This is a genomic window from Mesorhizobium sp. YM1C-6-2, from assembly GCF_003666685.1.
Lineage (GTDB): Bacteria > Pseudomonadota > Alphaproteobacteria > Rhizobiales > Rhizobiaceae > Mesorhizobium_K.
In genome coordinates, this window is record NZ_RCIZ01000005.1 from 41762 (window position 1) to 61267 (window position 19506).

Sequence of the window (19506 nt, forward strand, 5' to 3'; positions counted from 1 at the left end):
TCCGGCTAGACCGCGATCGGCGCCTTGATCGTCGCGTCCGCCTCATAATTCTCGAGGCGGAAATCCTCGAAGCGGAACGCGAACAGATCATCCACCGCCGGATTGATCCACATGGTCGGTAGCGGTTTCGGCCGGCGCTGGAGTTGCTCGCGCGCCTGTTCGAAATGATTGGAGTAGAGATGCGCGTCGCCGAGTGTGTGAACGAAGTCGCCCGGCTTCAGCCCGGTCACCTGCGCGACCATCATGGTGAGCAGCGCGTAGGACGCGATATTGAAGGGCACGCCGAGGAAGATGTCAGCCGAGCGCTGGTAGAGCTGGCAGGACAGCCTGCCGTCGGACACGTAGAACTGGAACAGGCAGTGGCAGGGCGGCAGCGCCATCTGGTCCACTTCCTCCGGGTTCCAGGCCGAGACGATGAGCCGGCGCGAGTTCGGGTTCTTCCTGATCTGGATAAGCAGGTTGGCGATCTGGTCGATCTCGCCGCCGTCCCGGGTCGGCCACGAGCGCCACTGCTTGCCGTAGACCGGGCCGAGCTCGCCCTTCTCGTCGGCCCACTCGTCCCAGATGGTGACGCCGTTGTCGTTGAGATATTTGATGTTGGTGTCGCCGGCCAGGAACCACAGCAACTCGTGGATGATAGACTTGAGATGCAGCTTCTTGGTGGTCGTGACCGGAAACCCCTCCGAGAGATCGAAGCGCATCTGGTAGCCGAACACCGAACGCGTGCCGGTGCCGGTGCGGTCGCCGCGGTCGGAACCGTGGTCGAGGACGTGCTGCAGGAGATCGAGATATTGCCGCATGTGTCTCTGTCGAATCTGTCGGGACGGGGACGAATATAGACGACGGCATGCCCTACGGCCACCGAAAGCGCTTATCCACACCCCGCCGCATGCCCCTCTCCCGTCCGGATTGCACGGTCCGGTTTCCCGTGGCATAATTGCAAATGGTTCTCAATTGCAGAAAGCGCTTCCATGGCTGGAATGTGGTTTCGCGAGGCAATCAGCAGGCGTGGCTTGCTGTGGGGCGGCGCGGCGGCGGCGACCGGCAGCGTCATCAGCGCCGGAACGTCGTTCGGCCAGAACGCGCATGACGGGCACACGGCGGTCGCCCGGACTGGCTATTCCTCCGCCCCTGCCGACCACGGCGGCGCGCACGGGGCGATGATCACGGTCGGCGAAGTCGACGATATCCGCAACGGTTTTGCCCCCGCCGCGCTGCTGACGGAGTGGGATACCGGCACGGTAAGCAGGACCCCGGATGGCCGCGTGCTTCGCACCTTCGAGGTCGATGCGATCGACAAGGAGATCGAGATCGCGCCCGGCATCTTCTTCCCGGCATGGACCTATAACGGCCGCGTGCCCGGTCCTTCACTCAGGGCGACGGAAGGCGATCGGCTGAGGATCGTTTTTCGCAATCTCGGCTCGCATCCGCACTCGATGCATTTCCACGGCATCCATGCGGCACGCATGGACGGCGTTCCCGGCGCAGGCCTGATCGGCCCCGGCGAAGAGTTCGTCTACGAGTTCGATGCAAGACCGTTCGGCTGCCACCTATACCATTGCCACGCGCTGCCGCTGAAGCGGCACATACACAAGGGCATGTACGGGCTCTTCGTGATCGATCCCGATCCGCAGCGGCACCCCGAATTCGCCGATGTCGCGCGGTCCCGCCTGCTCGGGACGCAGGAGAATGCCGCCTGGCAGGAATTCGCCATGGTGATGAACGCGTTCGACACCAATTTCGACAGCGAGAACGAAATCTACGCGGTCAACACCGTCGCTCACGCCTACATGAAAAAGCCGATCCGCATCGTTCGCGACCGGCCGGTCCGCATCTACCTCGCCAACATCGTCGAGTTCGATCCGGTCAACTCCTTCCACCTCCATGCCAATTTCTTCGATTATTTCGAGCAAGGCACGACGCTCACCCCGACGCTGAAGACCGTCGATCTGATAACCCAGGTCCAGGCACAGCGCGGAATCCTCGAATTCACCTATGCCGAGCACGAGCCGGGGCTCTACATGTTCCACCCGCACCAGTCCGAATTCACCGAACTCGGCTGGGTCGGAATGTTCGACGTGGTGGAGACGGTCGCATGAACGAGGCTCCGCACATCGCCGTCGCCGCGCCGCTCCCGCCTGCCAAAACACAGCGTCGTCTCGCGTGGTTCTGGCTTGCCCTGCCGTTCGTTGCGATCCTGCTGGCGGTTGCCTGGCTGGTCGCAACGGACCCGCTGAAGAGTTTCCAGAACGGCGCCCCGCCGGTCGAGAACCTGACCTTCGAACGGACGATCCTCTCCGCCGACGGCATCAGCTTCCTCGTCCGCGCGGGCGGTTCCGGCCCCATGACGATCGCCCAGGTCCAGGTGGACGACGCCTACTGGCAATTCGAACAGGACCCTCCGGGCCCCCTCGCCCGCGGATCGACCGCCTGGATCGCGGTGCCGTTTCCCTGGGTTCTGGGTGAAGCCCACGCCATCAACATCGTCACCAATACGGGTGCGACCTTCCGCCACGAGATCCCGGTGGCTGTGCCGACCCCCGTCCAGGACAGGGCGAGCCTCACCTCGCAGGCGATCCTCGGCATCTTCGTCGGGCTGGTTCCCGTCGCCGTCGGCATGCTGTTCTATCCTGTGCTCAGGGGCGTCGGCCGCGACGGCATGAATTTCCTGCTGGCGCTGACCGTCGGCCTGCTCGCCTTCCTGGCGGTGGACGCGACCGCCGAGGCGTTCGAACTCGCCGGCGAGGCCGCTCCCCTGTTTCAGGGGCAAGTCATGGTCGTGCTCGCGGGCGCCACCGCCTTCCTGTTCCTGATGGCGGCCGGACGCCGCCAGGGCGCGCCGACCGGGCTTTCGCTGGCAACCTTCATCGCGCTCGGCATCGGACTGCACAATCTCGGCGAGGGGTTGGCGATCGGCGCCGCCTTCGCGGCAGGCGCCGCCGGACTCGGTACCTTCCTGGTGCTCGGCTTCATGGCCCATAACGTCACCGAGGGCATCGGCATCGCCGCCCCGCTTCTGAAGGTGCGGACGCCGCTCTGGACCTTCGCCGCGCTTGCCTTGCTGGCCGGCGGTCCGGCCGTCGTCGGGCTGTGGATCGGCAGCCTCGCCTACGCGCCCCAGTGGTCTGCCTTGGCGCTGGCCGTGGGTGCTGGCGCGATCCTACAAGTCATCGTCGAGGTGACGGCCTATCTCATGCGCGCCGACGGCAGGGGCCGCACGGCGCTGACGGCGCCCGCCACGATCGCCGGATTGGCCGCGGGCGTCGCCGTCATGTACCTGACGGCGATGCTGGTGAAGGTCTGACGCCGGCCTTGGAAATCATTTCATATGGATGAACGTCGCTGACCGCTTCACATCGGGCGTCGCTATGCCTATATTCGTCGCGTCAGCTTGTCTGACTATGGCGATAAACAGGCGATGTAATAAGCCGTTCGGACCCGGGGGCGGTACCCGGCGCCTCCACCACAAGCCGCTGGCCACTTGGCGGCTTCTGATGGGGGCGAAATAGGATCGACGAAGGTGTAAAGATCGTTCTTTTGCCCGGCATTGTACCACCGTTATCGGGCTAAACCTTATAGTTGCCAACGACAACTATGCTGAGGCACGTCTCGCTGCTTAATGCGGCGCGATAGTCTCGAATCAAGCCCTAGGGGTTAGCCCCTCTAGGCGGGGTTCGGAGGTACCTGGCAACAGAAACCTCCACCTTCTCCTCCCAATCTTCCTCAGGACCTCGGCAACTGGTATCCTCGCGTCATGACGCTGGAACAGGCACTTCAGACCCTACGCAGGGCGGAAGCGGGGCTTCGCGCCAAGGGAATCGTGCATGCCGGCATCTTCGGCTCTACCGCGCGCGGCGAACAGCATGCGGCGAGCGACATCGACGTCATCGTCGATTTCGATCCCTCTGCCCGGATCACGGTTTACGATTATGTGGGCATCAAGGACGATATCGCGGAGCTTTTCGAACAGCCGGTCGACGTCATCGATCGCCAGGGCCTGAAGCCCCATCTGCGCGAACCCGTGACGCGCGACCTCGTCTATGCCTTCTGAACGCGCCAGGTCGGCCCTCATTGACATCCTGCGCAACATCGAGCTTGCAGAAAGCTTCGCGCAACACTTGTCGATCGAGCAGTTCAAGACCGACATCCAGCGCATATATGCGACCACTCGAGCCCTGGAGATAATCTCCGAGGCTTCGCGACGCCTGCCGGACAACCTGAAAGCGCGGCATCCGGCCGTTCCGTGGAAGCAAATCGCCGGCGCCGGCAATGTGTACCGCCACGGCTATGAGATGATCGCGGCAGAGGTGCTCTGGCAGACTGTGCAGACAGGACTGACCGGCCTTCGCAAGGCCGTCGAGGCTGAACTCGCTTCATCCGGATAAGCGTCGGTCCAGGCGAGCAACACTCCGAAACCACCGATTTTTGCAGCCCATGAGTGCCCACTCTGAAAGGAGCCCTTTTTGCAAAATCCACACGACCGTTTCTTCGTGCTGACCGGCGGGCCGGGGGCCGGCAAGACGACGTTGATCGAGGCGCTGAAGGCGCGCGGCTTTGCGACCACCGACGAGGCCGGCCGCGGCGTCATCCGCGAACAGATGCAGGGCGGCGGCGACGGCCTTCCCTGGCTCGATCGCGAACGTTTCGCCGAACTGATGTTCGATTGGGAGCTCCGCTCATATCGGCAGGCGGAGCGGCAGGACGGCCCGGTCATCTTCGACCGCGGCCTTCCCGACACGATTGGCTATCTCAGGCTGGAAGGGCTGGAGGTGCCAGCCTGGATGGAAGAGGAGGCGTTGCGCCTCCGCTACAACAGGCGCGTCTTCGTCGCGCCGCCGTGGAAGGAGATCTACGGCAGGGACGAAGAGCGGCGACAAGACTGGGAAGTCGCCGTGCGCACCCATGCCGTCATGGTCGAGACCTACACGGAGCTCGGCTATGAGCTTATCGAGCTGCCGCTCGTCTCCGTGGCGCAACGTGCCGCCTTCGTGCTTGCCGAGACCGGCGCCGAAGTTCCGCCACGGGCGTAGCAACCGGCAACGAAAAGGCCGGGCGGACCCGGCCTCATCCCGACGACGTCCTTCAGTCTCTCATTCGGCCGCCGCGACGGCCTCGGCCTCTACGCCTGGCCTCAGCGTGACCAGCGTCAACAGGAGCGCGATCGCCGCGCAGACCGCGATGGAAGCCATCATGGGCAGCGGCTTGCCGCTGGCGAAGATGCCGGCGACCGTCATGGCGGCGACGCCGGTGACCATATGCAGCGTGCCCATCAGCGCGGCGGCCGTTCCGGCGATCTTGCCATGAGCATCCATCGCCAGGACCGAGGTCGTCGGGATGACGAGGCCGAGGAAGCCGTAGCCGACGAAAAGCGTCGCCGCGAGCACCCAGAGCGAATCCATCCCCGCCGCCATCAGGACGCTGCCGGCGATCATGGACACAGCAAAGCCCAGCACCGCCGGACGGACGACGCGAACGAGGCCGAACCTGTGCGTCAGCCAGCCGCTGGTCTGCGAAACCCCGAAGAAGGAGATCGCATTGACCGCGAAGAAGACGCTGTAGGCCGACGGCGACAGGCCGTAGTGGTCGATGATGACGAAGGACGAGTTCGCCAGATAAACGAAGAAGCTGGAGACGCCGAAGCCGCCGATCAGCACCAGGCCGAGGAACGTCCGGTCGCGCATCAGATATCCGTAGCCTCTCCAGGCGGAACCGAAGGAACTGTCGCCCCGGCGGGCGGCCGGATGCGTTTCCTCCATGCCGAAGGCGAGCAGGAAGAAGCCGAGGACCGCCGCGATCGCGACCGCCCAGAACACGGCCCGCCAGCCGAACGCCTCGATAATGAAGCTTCCGGTCAATGGCGCCAGGATGGGCGAGATGCTGAAGACCAGCATGAGCAGCGACATCAGCTTGGCGGCTTCCGGACCCGTATGCAGATCGCGGACCACTGCGCGCGGCACGACCATGCCGGTGCTGGTGCCGAGCCCCTGAAGCAGGCGGAAGAAGATCAGCCATTCGATGCTGGGCGCGAGGGCAGCCCCGATGCTGGCGAGGACGAATACGACCAGGCCGCCATACATGACCGGCTTGCGGCCATACATGTCGGCGAGAGGCCCGACCACCAGCGGAGCGACGGCCGAGGCCACGAACATCACGACGAGCGTCATCTGCACGGCGAACGGGCTTGCACCGAGGTCGGCCCCGATGGTGGGCAGTGCCGGCAGGTACATGTCGATGGAGAACGGTCCGACGGCCGAAACGAGGCCGAGCACAAGTGCGATGCGGAGGAAACCGGAATTCATGATGCAGACTTTCAATTCGATCGCCAGCAGCCGGATTCGAACCTGACCGCCGACACAAGAGCGTATGATGCCCGTCTCCGCTGACTCCCCCGCCATCGCAACAGATATCAATACAGTCCAATTTTTTAGACAGCGTTGTCTAATTCGTCAATCCGGGCTACAAAGCTTCATGGCGCTTTCTGACATCGCTCCTGACATCCAGCCGGCCCGAAGCCATGCGGCGAAACGCGTTTCGATCCTGGAAGCTGCCACTGATGTCTTCTGCCGGGAGGGCTATGCCGGCGCCAACATCGACATGATCGCCGCCGAAGCCGGGGTGTCGCGCCAGACGATCTACAATCATCACGGCGACAAGGAAAAGCTCTTCGTCGCCGTCGTGCGCGCGCTGACCGAGCGCGCCAATGCCGGCATCTTCGCCACCCTCGCCACCTTCCCCGATCATCCGGCCGACATCGAGGCGGAGCTCGTCGCGTTCGCTGTCAGGCTGAACCGCAACTGCATCTGCAACAGCGACGGCAAATATCTGCGCAAGCTGCTTGAGGCCGAGGGCCAGCGCTATCCGGAACTCTTTGCCGGCTGGCGCCAGGACGGGCCGGGCAAGATCTGGGCGGCGCTGGCCGCGCGCTTTGCCCGCCTCGCCCATGGCGGCCATCTCGACGTCGACGATCCCGACGTCGCCGCGCGCCAGTTCATGGCGCTGATCAATGCCGATCTGCACGTTTCCATGGTGCTCGGCGAGCAGCTCGGCGAGGAGCGCGTGCGCGAGGCCGCGAAGAACGCGGTGCGCACTTTCCTGCGCGCCTACGGCAGGCCGTCCGCCCTCCCCCGGCAATCCCGGACGGTCAACTGAAACCGATTCCGGTTTCCTGACCGATGCGATAGAACGGACCGGCTTTCAGGTTCCGGAAGTGTCGGGCCGCGCCCCTCAGACACGAATGTCGTCGTGATCGAGAGGCCGGGTTGGGGGAGGAACTGTTTCTTGTCGGCGAGCGAGGCGCTTCGGCATTTTCCGTGGCGCCGGCAGTTGAGGGTCTTCGCCTTCGCATTGCTGGCGCTGCTTTTGGCGGCCGATCTTCTCCTGATCGGCCTGCATGTCCTGTGGGGATACGACCACTGGATCTGGAACATGGAGGACGAGACCGGCCTCAGCGAACGGTTCCAGCACCTGAAATGGGCCGTGGCGGCCGTCCTGCTGCTCATCCTCTTCATGCGCAGGCGCGCCTTGATCTATGCCGCCTGGGCCCTGCTGTTCGCCTACTTCGCCATCGACGATTCGATCCGGCTTCACGAACGGGTGGGCTCATGGCTGGTGCGGGTGCTCGACCTCAGGAGTTTCGAGGACATCTATCTCGAGCATTTCTCGTATTTCTATCTGCGCGCGCAGGAGTTCGGCGAACTCATCGTGGCGGCGAGCCTCGGCGTCATCATCGTCGTCGTTCTCTTTGTCGCCTGGCCCCGCCCCGACGCTGTCAGCGAGAAGATCGTGGCCAAGCGGCTGATCGCCTGGCTTCTCCTGTTCGCCGTCTTCGCGGTCGGGTTCGACATGCTCCACACGATGGTGTGGGAAATCTATCCGCCGGCTATCGAACTGGTCGGCGTGATCGAGGATGGCGGCGAGATGATCTGCGCCAGCATCCTCGTCTACGGCCTGACGCTGGAACTCGCGCGGGCCTGAACGGGTTCCTATAACTGTTTACGCCGGGCCCAAGCTTGATTACAGCTAATCGGACGATTCAACGGGCGCCAGACCGCATGGCCGAAGACCATATCCGCTACGACATTCTCGCCCAGGAGGCTTTGCGCGGCGTCATGCGCAAGGTCCTGGCCGAAGTGGCGCGGACGGGGTTGCCCGGCAACCACCACTTCTTCATCACCTTCCTGACCGGCGCGCCGGGCGTGCGCGTCTCGCCGCGCCTGCGCGAAAAATATCCCGAGCAGATGACCATCGTGATCCAGTTCCAGTACTGGGACCTGAAGGTCAGCGACACCGGCTTCGAGGTCGGCCTCTCCTTCTCCGACGTGCCCGAGCGGCTGGAGATCCCCTTCTCCGCGGTGCGCGGCTTCTACGATCCGTCGGTCAATTTCGAGCTCGAGTTCGACGTGAAGACCGAGGCGCCTGCAGCGGTCGAGGAGAAGCCCGCCAAGCCGCAGGCGGATACGAAAGCCGCCGCGCCGGCGAAGAAGTCCGAAGGCAAGAAGAAGCCGGCCGAGGCCGCCAAGGAACCGGCCGCAGAGGCGCCGCCGGCCGGCAAGGGCGCCGACGTCGTTTCGCTCGACGCCTTCCGCAAGAAGTAGCCTCTCCATGTCGAACGTCGTCAACCTCCGCATGGCCCGCAAGCGCAAGGTTCGGGCCGCGAAGGAACAGGCGGCCGTCGAAAGCCGCGCCCTCCACGGGCGCTCCAAGGCGGAGAAGCTGCGCGACCGGACGCAGGCTGAAAAGGCTGCAAGCTTCGTCGAAGGCCACAGGCTCGGCGACAGCGACAAGGCCTGATTGCGACCGTGAGCCTGGTCCGCAAGCACTCCGTCACCATTCGCGGCCACCGCACGAGCTTCTCGCTGGAGAAACCCTTCCTCGACGATCTGCGCGCCATCGCGGCGACGCGAAACATCACCCTCGCGGCGCTTGTGGCTGAAGTCGACGAAGGACGGCCGCGCGAGGCCAATCTTTCCTCCGCGCTGCGGATTTTCGTGCTCGATCAAGCGAAGCGGAATTCGAAGCTCACCGCCGGCTAGACGTCTTCGTCCTGGACATCGCCGCTGCCAACCCCCGCAGCCCGTACCGGGATTAGGGAGCCCCCTGCAACATCCTCATGAAGCCGTCATCGGCAAGCGGAGCAAAAGCATCCGGCGGAGCATCCGGCCGGCCGACATCGGCGCGCGGACGCGGCGTGTTCTCGGTCCCTGAAGCAGGCGGCGCGGTTTCGGCTTCGCGGCGCGCTGCCTCCTCGATCGCGCGCGCGGCCCGCTCTTGCCGGATGCGTTCCTCCTGCCGCGCCTTCTCCTCCGCCGCCAGCCGGGCGCGTGTCTCGGCCTCCACCTTTGCCGCTGCTTCGGCCTCGCGTTTCGCAGCCTCCGCCTCCAGGCGCGCCCGCTCTTCGGCCTCGCGCCTGGCCTTCGCCTCCGCTTCCAGCCGTGCCTTTTCCTCCGCTTCGAGCTTGGCGGCGGCTTCCGCCTCCAGGCGGGCGGCCGCCTCGGCCTGCTGCCTGGCTTCCTCGGCGGCGATCCTGGCGCGCTCCTCGGCCGCTCTCCTCGCCTCCGCCTCGGCTTTCAACCGGGCCTTTTCGGCCTCGGCCTGCCGCTCGCGCTCCTCCGCCTCCGCTTTCAGCCGGGCTTCTTCTTCGGCCTTGCGCCGCGCTTCGGCCTCGGCTTCCGCCTTGCGCCTCGCCTCTTCCTGCTCCTTGCGCCATGCCTCGGTGGCGCGGTCGTGCTCTTGCTGCAGCGCCGCGTAGTAGCGCGCCTCACGCCGCAGCCTCTGCTTTTCGAGAAGCGCCGACTGCATCCCCTCGACCCGCGCCTGCTCGGTCTCCAGCGCGCGCTGCGTCAGGAACTGCGCGAGCGGCTCGCTGTCGAAGCGGCGGACCGGCGCCCTGATCGGACCTTGCAGGCTGAAGCGCAGCGCCGGCTCCGAGCCCACCAGCGCTTCCTGTCCGGCTTCATAGGTCAGCGTGCCGTCGATAGAGACCTCGCCGGTGTTGAAGTCGGTCTGGAGATTGGCCTCGATCCTTCCGGCGGCATTGCTCAGCGTCAGTGGCGGCGCGCGCAGCACGCCCGCCGCGACCGTGAACGCCGCCTCGCCGGGATCGGCCTCAAAGCTGCCGGCGCCGGCGACGATCGGCGCAAAACCCGCCGTCTTGGCCGCGTCGATGTCCTTGCCGAACTCGTCGGCGCGGGCGATCAACTGAGGCAAGGCGAGCGGGTTGACGCCGTCGACCACCAGCGAGCGGAAGGCCGCGGTGCCCGAGCCCGAAAGCGTCGCCACCAGCCCGCTGACCGACTTGCCGCTGGCCGAGAGCGCCGTCGACATGTCGCCCGAGCCGCGCAGGCCGGCGTCGCCGAGGGCAGACGCGATGTCGGCGCCGGAAAGCTTCATCTGCGCGGAAAGGAGCCCGGTGCCGTCATTGTTCTTGAGCTCGAACAGACCGGTCAAGGCGCCGCCGTGCAGCTTGCCGGAAACATCGGAAAGCCTGAGGCTCTGGTCGTCGAGCATCAGCGCCAGGCTGGCGTCGTAGACGCTCACCGCCGGCCCCGCCGTCACCGTCGCGGCCGAGACGCCGAGCTCTGCGCTGAACGGCGCGGTGACCTTCGGCGCAAAGGGAACGGACGACCAGCCATCGCCCGTGCCTTCGAGCGCCGGCTCGCCGAGCACCATCGCCGCCAGCGGCTCGAGATTCATCTCGTCGAGCGTCAGTTGTCCGGTGAGGTGCGGCTTGCCGCTCTTGACCGCCGCGTTGAGGTCGCCGGCGACAGCGCCCTCGTTCACCGTTCCCGTCAGCCGGTCGAGCACGAGCAGCCCGTCGGCGTAGTCGGCATCCGCCTCCAGTTCGACGCGCATGCCGGTACCCATCGCCGGCAGCGCCACGCTCGCCGTCATCAACCACGGCTCTATGTCCGGCGCGCTGAGCCGCGCCGCGCCTTTCACGGCGACGCCGCCGTCGGCGAGCCTCGCCGTGCCGGCAAAGCCGGTCGAGAAGTCGCCTGCCCTCAGGCTGGCCGAGGTCGCCATCTCGCCCGACAGCTTGCCCTTCAGCGAGAAGTCGGTCTCGCCGGGGCCGGTGAGCCCGAGCGGCAGCACCGGCAGCCCGTAAAGCGCGAGCAGCTCGGTCGCATCGTCGTTGCGTCCCGAGAGCACGACCGAAACGTCGGCGTCGGCCGCCTGCCCCGGCCGGGCGCTGCCCGACATCGTCGCCGACAGGGCCGTGCCGCCGGCGGTGCCGTTGGCGCTGGCGGCGATGCCAGTGGTGCCGTCGTCATTGGCCGCGGCGGTCGCCACGACGTCGAGCCGCGCATCCTGGAACAGGCCGGGATAAGCCGCGGCGCGCGCCTGCAGCGCCTGGACCATCACGTTGGCCCCATAGCGGCCGGCGGCCGCGTCGAGCAGCGGCGCGAGATCGACGGCGATCAGCGAGGCATCGATGTTGCCGGAGGGGTTTTCTGGGAAGTCGCGCACGGTGCCGGTCGCGCTGACCGTCGCGCCGGCAAGGTCGCCAATCGACAGGCGGTCGATCTCCAGCAGACCCTCGCGCAGCCTCAACGCCGTATCCACCGATTGCGCCGTCAGGCCGGCGGCACTGACCGGACCGGCCTTCACCTCCAGGTCGAGGTCGCCGTCGGCGAAACGGTTCACGCCGACATCGCTGACGAAAAGCGAGGCGAAGGCAGCCAGTCCGTCGACGTCGAGCGCGCCGCCGGAGAGTTTCAGCACGGTCGCCGGTTTTGCGTCCAGCGGCTGCCGGCGCTCGGCCTCGCCGCGGAAGGTCGCGCTGCCGAGCCCGAGTTCCAGATTGCTGAAGGCCTGGCGTTCCTGCGTCAGGTCGACATCGGCGCGGAAGCCGGCGGCGGGAAGCCGCCTGATCGCATCGTCGACATCCTGCGCGACCCAGGCGGCGAAGCCCGAGGGCTGGCCGACCGCGAGCAACAGCGAGCCCGAGAAGCCGAAATCGCCTTCGGTGCGCAGCATGCCGTCGGCTTCGAGCGTCGAACGTCCGGGCAACGTCGCGGCAAGCGACTTCACCGTCCAGCCGCCGGTCGCCGGCTCGGCGGACAGGCGTACGTCGCGGACCGTCGTGTCGCCGGCCACGACGGCCGGCAGATTGACCTCGAGCGTTCCCGGTATCGAGGGTTTCGGCAGGTCGAGCAGCGCTTCCTGCAGCGCCGCAAGCCGCTCGGCCAGCGTCAGGCCGCTGCCGGATGCGTCGACGCCGATCGCCTCGTCGAAGCGCACCTGCGCCCCGTTGAGCGACAGGGCGAAGCGCGGCTCGGCCCCGAACTCGACGAACCCCTTGCCGTCGGCCGAGTACGGATTGTCGAGCGGCCCCGTCTCGAAGCGGAACGGGTCGAGCGCCAGCCGTTCGTTGTCGAGCGCGAACTTGCCCTTGATGCGGAAACCGGGGCCCTTTGCCGCCGGCGGCGGCGCTTCGCCCTCGACCTGGTCGCGGCGCGCCGCCAGGTGAAAGTCACCGGCATATTTCGCCGCCGCGCCGCCGTCGAAGCGCAGTTCGCCGTCTGATTCGATCGAGACCTTCTGCACCTCGGGCTCGGCCTGTATTCGGAGCCGCATGGCGCCGTTGCTGGCCTGGCCGGTGTTGACCGTCACCGCCGTGCGCAGGCCGTCGACGCGCATCGAACCGATCATGCGCCACGGACCTGCGATCGAGCGGGCCGACACCTCCGTGTTGATCTCGGTCAGCCGGTGCGTACGGCCGCTGGCGGCATGGCGCAGGCTCACCTGGCCTTCGGTGATGGTTAGCTTTTCGATCGAGATGGCGTTGAAGGGCGTGGAAGGCCGCACCGCCCAGTCGATCGCGCCGTCGGCCGCGACTTCGATCGTCGCCTTCGGCCGCACCAGGCGCATGTCGAAGATATGGAAGTCGCCGGAGAGCAGCGGCGCAAGCTCGGCGTCCATCGAGAAGGTCTCGGCGGTCATCGCCGGCTCGCCGTCCGGACCTCCTGCCACTTCGACGTCGGAGAAGGTCACCGACGGGAACGGTAGGATCGTCGCCGTCGCTTCCCCGTGCACGGTGACCTTGCGCCCCAGTATGGCGCTCGCCTCGCGCTCGAAACCGGCACGGTAGCTCGACCATTCGACAAAGTAAGGGGCCACCAGCGCCGCAGTCAGCGCCAGCACGAAGAGTCCCCCGAAGATCACGAACAGCCGTGCCAGCATCGGTCCTGAAAGCGTGCCTGAAACCCGCCGCTAGTTTACCTGCATCGGCGTGTCGATAAAGTGGCGATTTCAACGCAGTGCGGCGGGACGCGAAGAGCGCGCCCGACGCACCCGGCCTAGCGTGCGTCGCGCTTTGCCTGGGCCACGGCTGCGGCCTTGCGCTGGCGGCCGCGTTCCATCGGCCGGATCAGGCTTTTGCTCTTGCTGCTTTCGACGGCCCGCATGCCCGCATGCGCCCGGCGGGAGTTGAAATCGGCGGGGCGCTCGGCGGTCTTCTCCTTCTTGAGCGCAAGCGCATGTCGCGCGTTGTCGACAAGCTCGATTCGCGCCGCGAGCTGGCGCCGGCGCTCATGCTCGCCGTTGAGGCGGCGCATGCTCCTCGCCAATACGCCGAGCTTTACCCTGGTGCCGTCGTCCTTGGCCGCCGGCCGCGCTCCCTTCGGCGCTGCCTTGCCGCGCATCTCGCGACGTTTGCGGTTGGCTTCCGACTGCGCGCGGTCACGGCGCTCGCGCAGTGTCTTCAGGAGATCGCGCAGCTCGGCATCCGAAAGGTCCTGGACTGTCGGATGATAGGAGTTCTGGACGAGCGTCCATTCCTCGGCGCTCAGCGCCCGCTCTTCCTGTTTGCGCGAAATGGCCATATCCGGGATTCCTCGCCTGACGATGCTGTCGGCACGAAGTGTCCGGCCAAATCACCCTGGGGTCAAGCTCGGCTCAGGAAGCCCTGTTTCCGGCGCCCGGCCAGATCTTGCCCGGATTGAGAATGTTGTAGGGATCGAGCGCCGCCTTGATGGTGCGCATGACGTCGACGCCCTCGCGGCCGATCTCCCCTTCGATGAAGCCGATCTTGCCCTGCCCGATGCCGTGCTCGCCGGTGCAGGTGCCGTCCATGCGCTGCGCCCGCGCGTTGAGCCGGGCGCAGAACTCTTCGGCCAGCTCGATCTCCTTGGGATTGTCCATGTCCATCAGGACCATGGTGTGGAAATTGCCGTCGCCGACATGGCCGACGATCGGCGCGATCAGCCCCATCTCGGCGATGTCTGCCTCGGTCTCGGCGATACATTCGGCCAGCCGGGAGATCGGCACGCAGACGTCGGTGGAAAGCCCGCGCGAGCCGGGGCGCAGTGTCAGCGACGCCCAGTAGGCGTCGTGGCGCGCCTTCCAGAGCTTGTTGCGCTCCTCCGCGACGCTGGTCCAGATGAACGGCCCGCCGCCGAACTCGCTGGCGATCTCGCCGAAGGATTCCGCCTGTTCGGCCACACTTGCATCGCTGCCGTGGAATTCGAGGAAGAGGCACGGCCCTTCGGGGTAGTCGAGCTTCGAATAGTTGATCAGCGCGCGCATCTGCAGCGCGTTGGCAAGTTCGATGCGCGCTACCGGGATGCCCATCTGGATGGTCGCGATCACTGCCTCGCAGGCCTGTTCGACGCTCGGGAACGGGCAGACGCCGCCCGAGATCGCCTGCGGAATGCCGGCGAGCTTCAGCGTCAGCGAGGTGATGATGCCGAGCGTCCCCTCGGAGCCGACGATGAGCCGCGTCAGGTCGTAGCCGGCCGAGCTTTTCTTGGCGCGCTTGCCGGTGGTGACCACGCTGCCGTCGGCCATCACCGCCGTCAGCGACAGCACGTTCTCGCGCATTGTGCCGTAACGCACGGCATTGGTTCCGGAAGCGCGCGTCGCCGCCATGCCGCCAAGGCTGGCGTTGGCGCCGGGATCGATTGGGAAGAACAGTCCGGTGTCGCGCAGGTAGTCGTTGAGTTCGTGCCGCGTCACCCCGGGCTCCACCGTGCAGTCGAGATCCTGCGGGTTGACCTCGATGACGCGGTTCATGCGCGAGGTGTCGAGCGAGATGCCGCCGCCCGGCGCGTTGACCGCGCCTTCGAGGGAGGTGCCCGTCCCGAAGGCGATCACCGGCACCCGGTGCTCGGCGCAGGCGCGCACGACCTCCTGCACCTCCTCCGTGCTCTCGGCGAACACGACGCCGTCCGGCGCCTGGTTCGGGATGTAGGTGGTGGTGTGCCCGTGCTGCTCGCAGATTGCCTGCCCGGTCTGCAGGCGCTCGCCGAAGCGCTGCTTCAGCACGCCGAGCACCGCGGCGATGCCGGCTTCATTGCGTTCCACTTTGTTGAGGTCGCTGAGAGCCATGATTTCCTGCGCATTTGGGCCAGCCCGGCCCTTGTTCTCCGGCTATGGACGCGTAGTGTCACCAGCGGCGCGGCTTGTCCAGCGTCCCAAGGAACAGGCCACGACCGATGACGACCATTGCCGCGCCCATCGTCTCCCGCACCATGGAGATCGAGAAGGACTGGATAGACTACAACGGCCACCTCAACATGGCCTACTACAACGTGCTCTTCGACCGCGGCTCGGACGAGGCCTTCGAGCTGATGGGCATGGGCCCGGCCTATGCGCGCGACCGCCGGCTCACCATCTACACGGCCGAAGCCCATGTCTGCTACGTGCGCGAGTTGCATCTCGGCGACAAGGTGACCGTCAGCTTCAACCTCATCGACAATGACGAGAAGCGGCTGCGCGCCTACCAGGAGATCCGCCACGCCGACGGCTGGCTCGCGGCGACCTCCGAGACGCTCTCCCTCCATGTCGACATGAGCGGGCCGAAGGTCGCCCCCTTCCCGTCCGACGTGATGGCGCGCGTCGAGGCCATCCGCGCCGCCCACGCCGCCCTTCCCATGCCGGAGCGGGCCGGCCGCTCGATCGCCATCAAGCGCAAGCCCTGAGCACGGCTCAGGGCGCCTGCCGCTATTGCGGCGATGCAACACCTTGCGGCCGAATTAACCTTTACAGTCCGTTAACGTGCAAAAGCCGCCAGGCCGCCATTGATCCCCGCCGACGACTCGGCAGAGATTTGCCAGCGTTCGGATCGGAGACCCGGGCGAAGGTGGCTTGGGATGCAGATGAAGCAGGACATCGGGTTGGTTGCGCATCGGCTGGCGGACGACCAGCGCATCAGCGACTATGATTTCTGGCGGGCGCTGAAGAACCTCGACAACGAGATCTACCGCAAGGCCGGCGAGCACCAGCCGATCCCGATCGAGATGATCCGCTGGCGCGCCATCATCAAACAGGCCCGCTCGCGGCGGGGCGTCCACTAGCCCGCCGCTCCTGCATGCGGCAACGCGGAATGGCTGCCGCTAAGCCAGCTTCTCCTTGAAGAAGGCGATCGTGCGGCCCCAGGCCAGGTCCGCTGCTGCCTTGTCGTAGCGCGCGGCCGAGGTGTCGTTGTTGAAGGCGTGCTGCGCGCCCTCGTAGATGTAGACGGTAAAATCCTTGCCAGCCGCTTCGAGCGCCGCCTTGTAGGCGTCGATACCGGCATTGATGCGCTCGTCCTGCCCCGCATAATGCAAGAGCAGGGCCGCCTCGATCTTCGGCACGTCCGCCGCGTCCGCCTGGCGGCCGTAATAGGCGACGCCCGCCAGCAGGTCCGGCTCGGCGACGGCAAGGTTGTTGACCGCGCCGCCGCCCCAGCAGAAGCCCATCGCGCCGACCTTGCCGGTGCCGAGTTCATGGTTCTGGAGGAAGTCGACGGTGGCGACGCCATCGACGACGACCTGCCCCGGATCCAGCTTGCCGATCATCTCGCGGGCCTTTTCCTCGTCGCCGGGCGTGCCGCCGAGCGGCGACAGATAGTCCGGCGCGAGCACCAGGAAACCTTCCAGCGCCACGCGGCGCGCCACATCCCTTATATGCGCGTTGAGCCCCCGGTTTTCGTGGATGACGATCACGGTCGGGAGCTTGCCGTTCTGGTCCGCCGGGTGGACGAGGTAGCCCGTCATCTCTTCCGTTGCGCCCGGCCAGCTCACGTCGGCGCCCTTCAGCCGGGGATCGTCGGCCGGCACGATCTCGGCGGCCGCCGGATTGGCGGCGAGCAGTGGCGCGATCGTTGCCGCGGCCGCGCCGGAACCCGCGAGTTTCGTCAGCTTCTCCATGAAGCCACGGCGGTCGAGCGTGAGATGGGTGTATTCGTCATAGGCGTCGATCATCGCCTGGGTGATGTCGGGTCGGGTCATGTCGCTCCTCCTCCATTCCTCTGCGGCAGAACTAGTCCCGCCGTCGCCAGCGTCGAGTCACAGATGGGTGATGTAGCAGCAAGCGGCCGCTCCCGACAGGTGTTTGCCGATCAAGCAAAACGGACGTCCGGGCCCCCATTCAGGAAGTCGAAAGAAGCCTTCGGTTAGCTTTCTGCCTGGGCGGGTCTACCGGCCGCTTGGCCAAGTTGCCGGAAAACCGGCGTTATTGTATGCTGCCGCCAAACATCCGGCCGGATCACGGCCGTGCCGTGGAGGGGAACCATGGAACTGAACCGTCGCGAACTGCTGCTCGGCGCAGCGGCCACGGCTGCTGTCGGCGCCGGCATCGTGCCCGCCGAGGCACAGAAGAAGACGTCCTGGTTCGCCGGAACCGCGGTCGACAACGGCGTCACCTTCAGGCTGACCAACTTCGCCGTCATCGACAAGCGGTGGCACAAGCAGATGGTCAAGTACAAGTCGTCGGAGCCGGCCGGCACGGTCGTCGTCGATACCCGGCACCACTTCCTCTACCTCATCATGGAGAACGGCACCGCCATCCGCTACGGCGTCGGCGTCGGCCGCGAGGGCTTCCAGTGGTTCGGACGCGCCAATATCGACCGCAAGGCGTTGTGGCCGAAGTGGACGCCGCCGCCGGAGATGCGCCAGCGCCAGCCCGACCTGCCCCTCTCCGTCGAAGGCGGCTCGCCGACCAACCCGCTCGGGCCGCGCGCCCTGTACCTTTTCAACAATGGCGGCGACACCGGCTACCGGCTGCATGGCACGCTCGAGCCGGGCAGCATCGGCAAGGACGTGTCATCCGGCTGCATCCGCATGTTCCCCGAACATGTGATCGACCTCTACCAGCGCTGCCCGATCGGAACGGCCACGCAGGTCCTGCCCCATATCGCGGACCGGGCGCCCCCGGTCGACGACGTCCAGAACGGTTGAGCCAATAGAGATGATCGTAGCTTTGAAGATGGCGAGGGCCGGCGTGTTCGCCGGCCTTTTGATGTTTGCCGCCTCGTGTTCCACCACCAGCGACGGGCTCACCCCGTCCAATCCGAGCGATACGCTCGCCTCGCAGGCGGGCGGCTACACCGATGACCCGGCTGCGGGCTTCGAGAACGTAAAGCCGGGCACGGAGGAGGACTTCATCCTTTCCGCTGGCCGGCGCATCTACTTCGCCGAGGGCTCCGCCACCCTCGACGAAACGGCGAGGGCGACGATCGACAACCAGGTCGCCTTCCTGCAGAAATATCCAAAATGGTTCGCCAAGCTGCAGGGCTTCGCCGACGATCCCGGCGGCAATGCCAAGATGGTGCAGCTTTCGCAGCAGCGCGCCGACGCGGTGATGAACTACATGATATCAGGCGGCGTCGCGCCCAACCGCTTGTGGGCGAAGGGCTACGGCAAGGACCGCGAGGTGCGCTCCTGCAGCGAGCGCGCCTGCAAGGTGCAGAACCGCCGCGTCGTCACCAACCTGCGCCTGCAGCGCGAGGACAACGGCAGCTGATCCGCCTTCCTGCCCTCCTCGAACGCGGCTCCGGGACTCGTCAGACTGAACCTCTCAACGCCGTCATCCTCGGGCTTGTCCCGAGGATCTGCCGGCGCGAATCCCGATTGCTGTCGGCTATTGCTCCATGAAGCGGATGCGGTTGCCGAACGGGTCGATGACCTCGCATTCCAGCCCCCAGTCCTGCTTGTTCAGGCCCGGCCGGTTGTATTTGTAGTCCTTGCCGATCAGTGATTTCTGCCAGGCCTCGACGCCCTTCATGTAGACGACCGAGGTGCAGCCGGGACTGGCGTCGCCCGAATGCTCGGAGAGATGCAGCCGCATGCCGCCGAGCGACACCTGGCAGTAGAGCGGCGCGCCCGCGTGGAACCGGTGTTCCCAGTCGACGGTGAAGCCGAGGAAATCCCGATAGAACTCCATCGCCCGGGCCTCGTCGAAGATGCGCACGATCGGCACCGGCTGGCTAAACGAGATGCCATCGCTCGGGCCGGCCGCCTCCCTTTCCAGCCTGGCGGACAAGATATTCCAGTTGTCGTAGCCGAACTGACGCGCGACGATCTCGAGCGCCTCGCTATGGCTGATATCGATATTCTTTTCGGCAAGCGACTGGCGGATGGACTTCGCCATCACCTTTGCGTCCTGTGCGGTTCGCATGGTTTTCGATCCTCTTCGGCAGGCGAAAGCGTCATCGATGTCCGCATTGCCGATGCCTTCGCCCTGACGGAAGGGATCAGACTCGAGAGAAGCGACGCATTCGCCATACCCTTGCGGGCGCGGACTGCC

21 protein-coding genes and 1 other RNA gene are annotated in these 19506 nt (G+C 66.1%); 15 read left to right on the top strand and 7 right to left on the bottom strand.

The window, feature by feature from the left end; all coding sequences use genetic code 11:
* Positions 1–5 precede the first annotated feature (5 nt).
* The gene (locus D8676_RS14290; RefSeq protein ID WP_121581724.1) at positions 6–800 is read right to left on the bottom strand and encodes a thymidylate synthase; all 795 of its coding nucleotides are present in this window, start codon (positions 798–800) and stop codon (positions 6–8) included.
* Positions 801–971: 171 nt separating this feature from the next.
* On the opposite strand from D8676_RS14290, the gene D8676_RS14295 reads away from it, so the two are divergent.
* The 6 genes from D8676_RS14295 to D8676_RS14320 all read left to right on the top strand — a co-directional run bounded on the left by D8676_RS14295 (position 972) and on the right by D8676_RS14320 (position 5030).
* A complete protein-coding gene (locus D8676_RS14295; RefSeq protein WP_245426817.1) occupies positions 972–2099 on the top strand; it encodes a multicopper oxidase domain-containing protein in 1128 nt (375 codons plus the stop codon).
* Positions 2096–3304, top strand: a complete 1209-nt coding sequence (locus D8676_RS14300) for a metal transporter (RefSeq protein ID WP_121581728.1) — start codon at positions 2096–2098, stop codon at positions 3302–3304. The genes D8676_RS14295 and D8676_RS14300 overlap by 4 nt, the downstream gene beginning before the upstream one ends.
* A 42-nt stretch (positions 3305–3346) precedes the next feature.
* Positions 3347–3705: a transfer-messenger RNA gene (gene ssrA / locus D8676_RS14305) on the top strand.
* A 49-nt stretch (positions 3706–3754) separates the two neighbouring features.
* The gene (locus tag D8676_RS14310; RefSeq protein WP_121581730.1) at positions 3755–4051 is read left to right on the top strand and encodes a nucleotidyltransferase family protein; all 297 of its coding nucleotides are present in this window, start codon (positions 3755–3757) and stop codon (positions 4049–4051) included.
* Positions 4041–4385, top strand: coding sequence for a HepT-like ribonuclease domain-containing protein (locus D8676_RS14315; RefSeq protein WP_121581732.1), 345 nt, complete (start codon positions 4041–4043; stop codon positions 4383–4385). Before D8676_RS14310 ends, D8676_RS14315 begins: the two co-directional genes overlap by 11 nt.
* A 78-nt stretch (positions 4386–4463) precedes the next feature.
* On the top strand, positions 4464–5030 hold the full coding sequence (locus tag D8676_RS14320) for an AAA family ATPase (protein WP_121581734.1): 567 nt from the start codon (positions 4464–4466) through the stop codon (positions 5028–5030).
* 60 nt (positions 5031–5090) lie between these two features.
* Here D8676_RS14320 and D8676_RS14325 read toward each other — a convergent pair whose 3' ends face one another.
* Complete coding sequence (locus D8676_RS14325) at positions 5091–6299, bottom strand: multidrug effflux MFS transporter (RefSeq protein WP_121581735.1); 1209 nt, start codon at positions 6297–6299, stop codon at positions 5091–5093.
* 169 nt (positions 6300–6468) lie between these two features.
* Here D8676_RS14325 and D8676_RS14330 point away from each other — a divergent pair, with 169 nt between their 5' ends.
* From D8676_RS14330 to D8676_RS14350, 5 genes are all read left to right on the top strand, one after another.
* Positions 6469–7149: a TetR/AcrR family transcriptional regulator gene (locus D8676_RS14330; RefSeq protein WP_121581737.1), complete on the top strand. Its 681-nt coding sequence runs from the start codon at positions 6469–6471 to the stop codon at positions 7147–7149.
* Between the two features lie 129 nt (positions 7150–7278).
* Complete coding sequence (locus D8676_RS14335; RefSeq protein WP_121581739.1) at positions 7279–7974, top strand: hypothetical protein; 696 nt, start codon at positions 7279–7281, stop codon at positions 7972–7974.
* Positions 7975–8051: 77 nt separating this feature from the next.
* Positions 8052–8594, top strand: a complete 543-nt coding sequence (locus tag D8676_RS14340) for an SspB family protein (RefSeq protein WP_121581741.1) — start codon at positions 8052–8054, stop codon at positions 8592–8594.
* Positions 8595–8601: 7 nt separating this feature from the next.
* Positions 8602–8790, top strand: a complete 189-nt coding sequence (locus tag D8676_RS14345; protein WP_121581743.1) for a DUF4169 family protein — start codon at positions 8602–8604, stop codon at positions 8788–8790.
* A gap of 8 nt (positions 8791–8798) precedes the next feature.
* Entirely contained in the window at positions 8799–9032 is a 234-nt protein-coding gene (locus tag D8676_RS14350; RefSeq protein ID WP_121581745.1) for a ribbon-helix-helix domain-containing protein, read from the top strand.
* A gap of 52 nt (positions 9033–9084) precedes the next feature.
* Here the strand turns inward: D8676_RS14350 and D8676_RS14355 are convergent, their stop codons facing one another.
* From D8676_RS14355 to D8676_RS14365, 3 genes are all read right to left on the bottom strand, one after another.
* The gene (locus D8676_RS14355) at positions 9085–13182 is read right to left on the bottom strand and encodes an AsmA-like C-terminal region-containing protein (protein ID WP_121581747.1); all 4098 of its coding nucleotides are present in this window, start codon (positions 13180–13182) and stop codon (positions 9085–9087) included.
* 116 nt (positions 13183–13298) lie between these two features.
* Entirely contained in the window at positions 13299–13823 is a 525-nt protein-coding gene (locus D8676_RS14360) for a hypothetical protein (RefSeq protein ID WP_121581749.1), read from the bottom strand.
* 73 nt (positions 13824–13896) lie between these two features.
* Positions 13897–15327 (bottom strand): FAD-linked oxidase C-terminal domain-containing protein, encoded by a 1431-nt coding sequence (locus tag D8676_RS14365; RefSeq protein ID WP_121581751.1) that lies wholly within the window; start codon positions 15325–15327, stop codon positions 13897–13899.
* A 107-nt stretch (positions 15328–15434) separates the two neighbouring features.
* On the opposite strand from D8676_RS14365, the gene D8676_RS14370 reads away from it, so the two are divergent.
* Both D8676_RS14370 and D8676_RS14375 read left to right on the top strand, forming a co-directional pair.
* The gene (locus D8676_RS14370) at positions 15435–15920 is read left to right on the top strand and encodes a thioesterase family protein (protein ID WP_121581753.1); all 486 of its coding nucleotides are present in this window, start codon (positions 15435–15437) and stop codon (positions 15918–15920) included.
* A 177-nt stretch (positions 15921–16097) separates the two neighbouring features.
* Complete coding sequence (locus tag D8676_RS14375; protein ID WP_121582066.1) at positions 16098–16295, top strand: hypothetical protein; 198 nt, start codon at positions 16098–16100, stop codon at positions 16293–16295.
* Between the two features lie 39 nt (positions 16296–16334).
* On the opposite strand, the gene D8676_RS14380 is transcribed toward D8676_RS14375, so the two are convergent.
* A complete protein-coding gene (locus tag D8676_RS14380; RefSeq protein WP_121581756.1) occupies positions 16335–17210 on the bottom strand; it encodes a dienelactone hydrolase family protein in 876 nt (291 codons plus the stop codon).
* Positions 17211–17492: 282 nt separating this feature from the next.
* On the opposite strand from D8676_RS14380, the gene D8676_RS14385 reads away from it, so the two are divergent.
* On the top strand, positions 17493–18158 hold the full coding sequence (locus D8676_RS14385) for a L,D-transpeptidase (protein WP_121581758.1): 666 nt from the start codon (positions 17493–17495) through the stop codon (positions 18156–18158).
* A gap of 10 nt (positions 18159–18168) precedes the next feature.
* The gene (locus D8676_RS14390; RefSeq protein WP_121581760.1) at positions 18169–18723 is read left to right on the top strand and encodes an OmpA family protein; all 555 of its coding nucleotides are present in this window, start codon (positions 18169–18171) and stop codon (positions 18721–18723) included.
* Positions 18724–18840: 117 nt separating this feature from the next.
* Here the strand turns inward: D8676_RS14390 and D8676_RS14395 are convergent, their stop codons facing one another.
* Positions 18841–19377, bottom strand: coding sequence for a glyoxalase superfamily protein (locus D8676_RS14395; protein WP_121581762.1), 537 nt, complete (start codon positions 19375–19377; stop codon positions 18841–18843).
* Between the last annotated feature and the right edge of the window lie 129 nt (positions 19378–19506).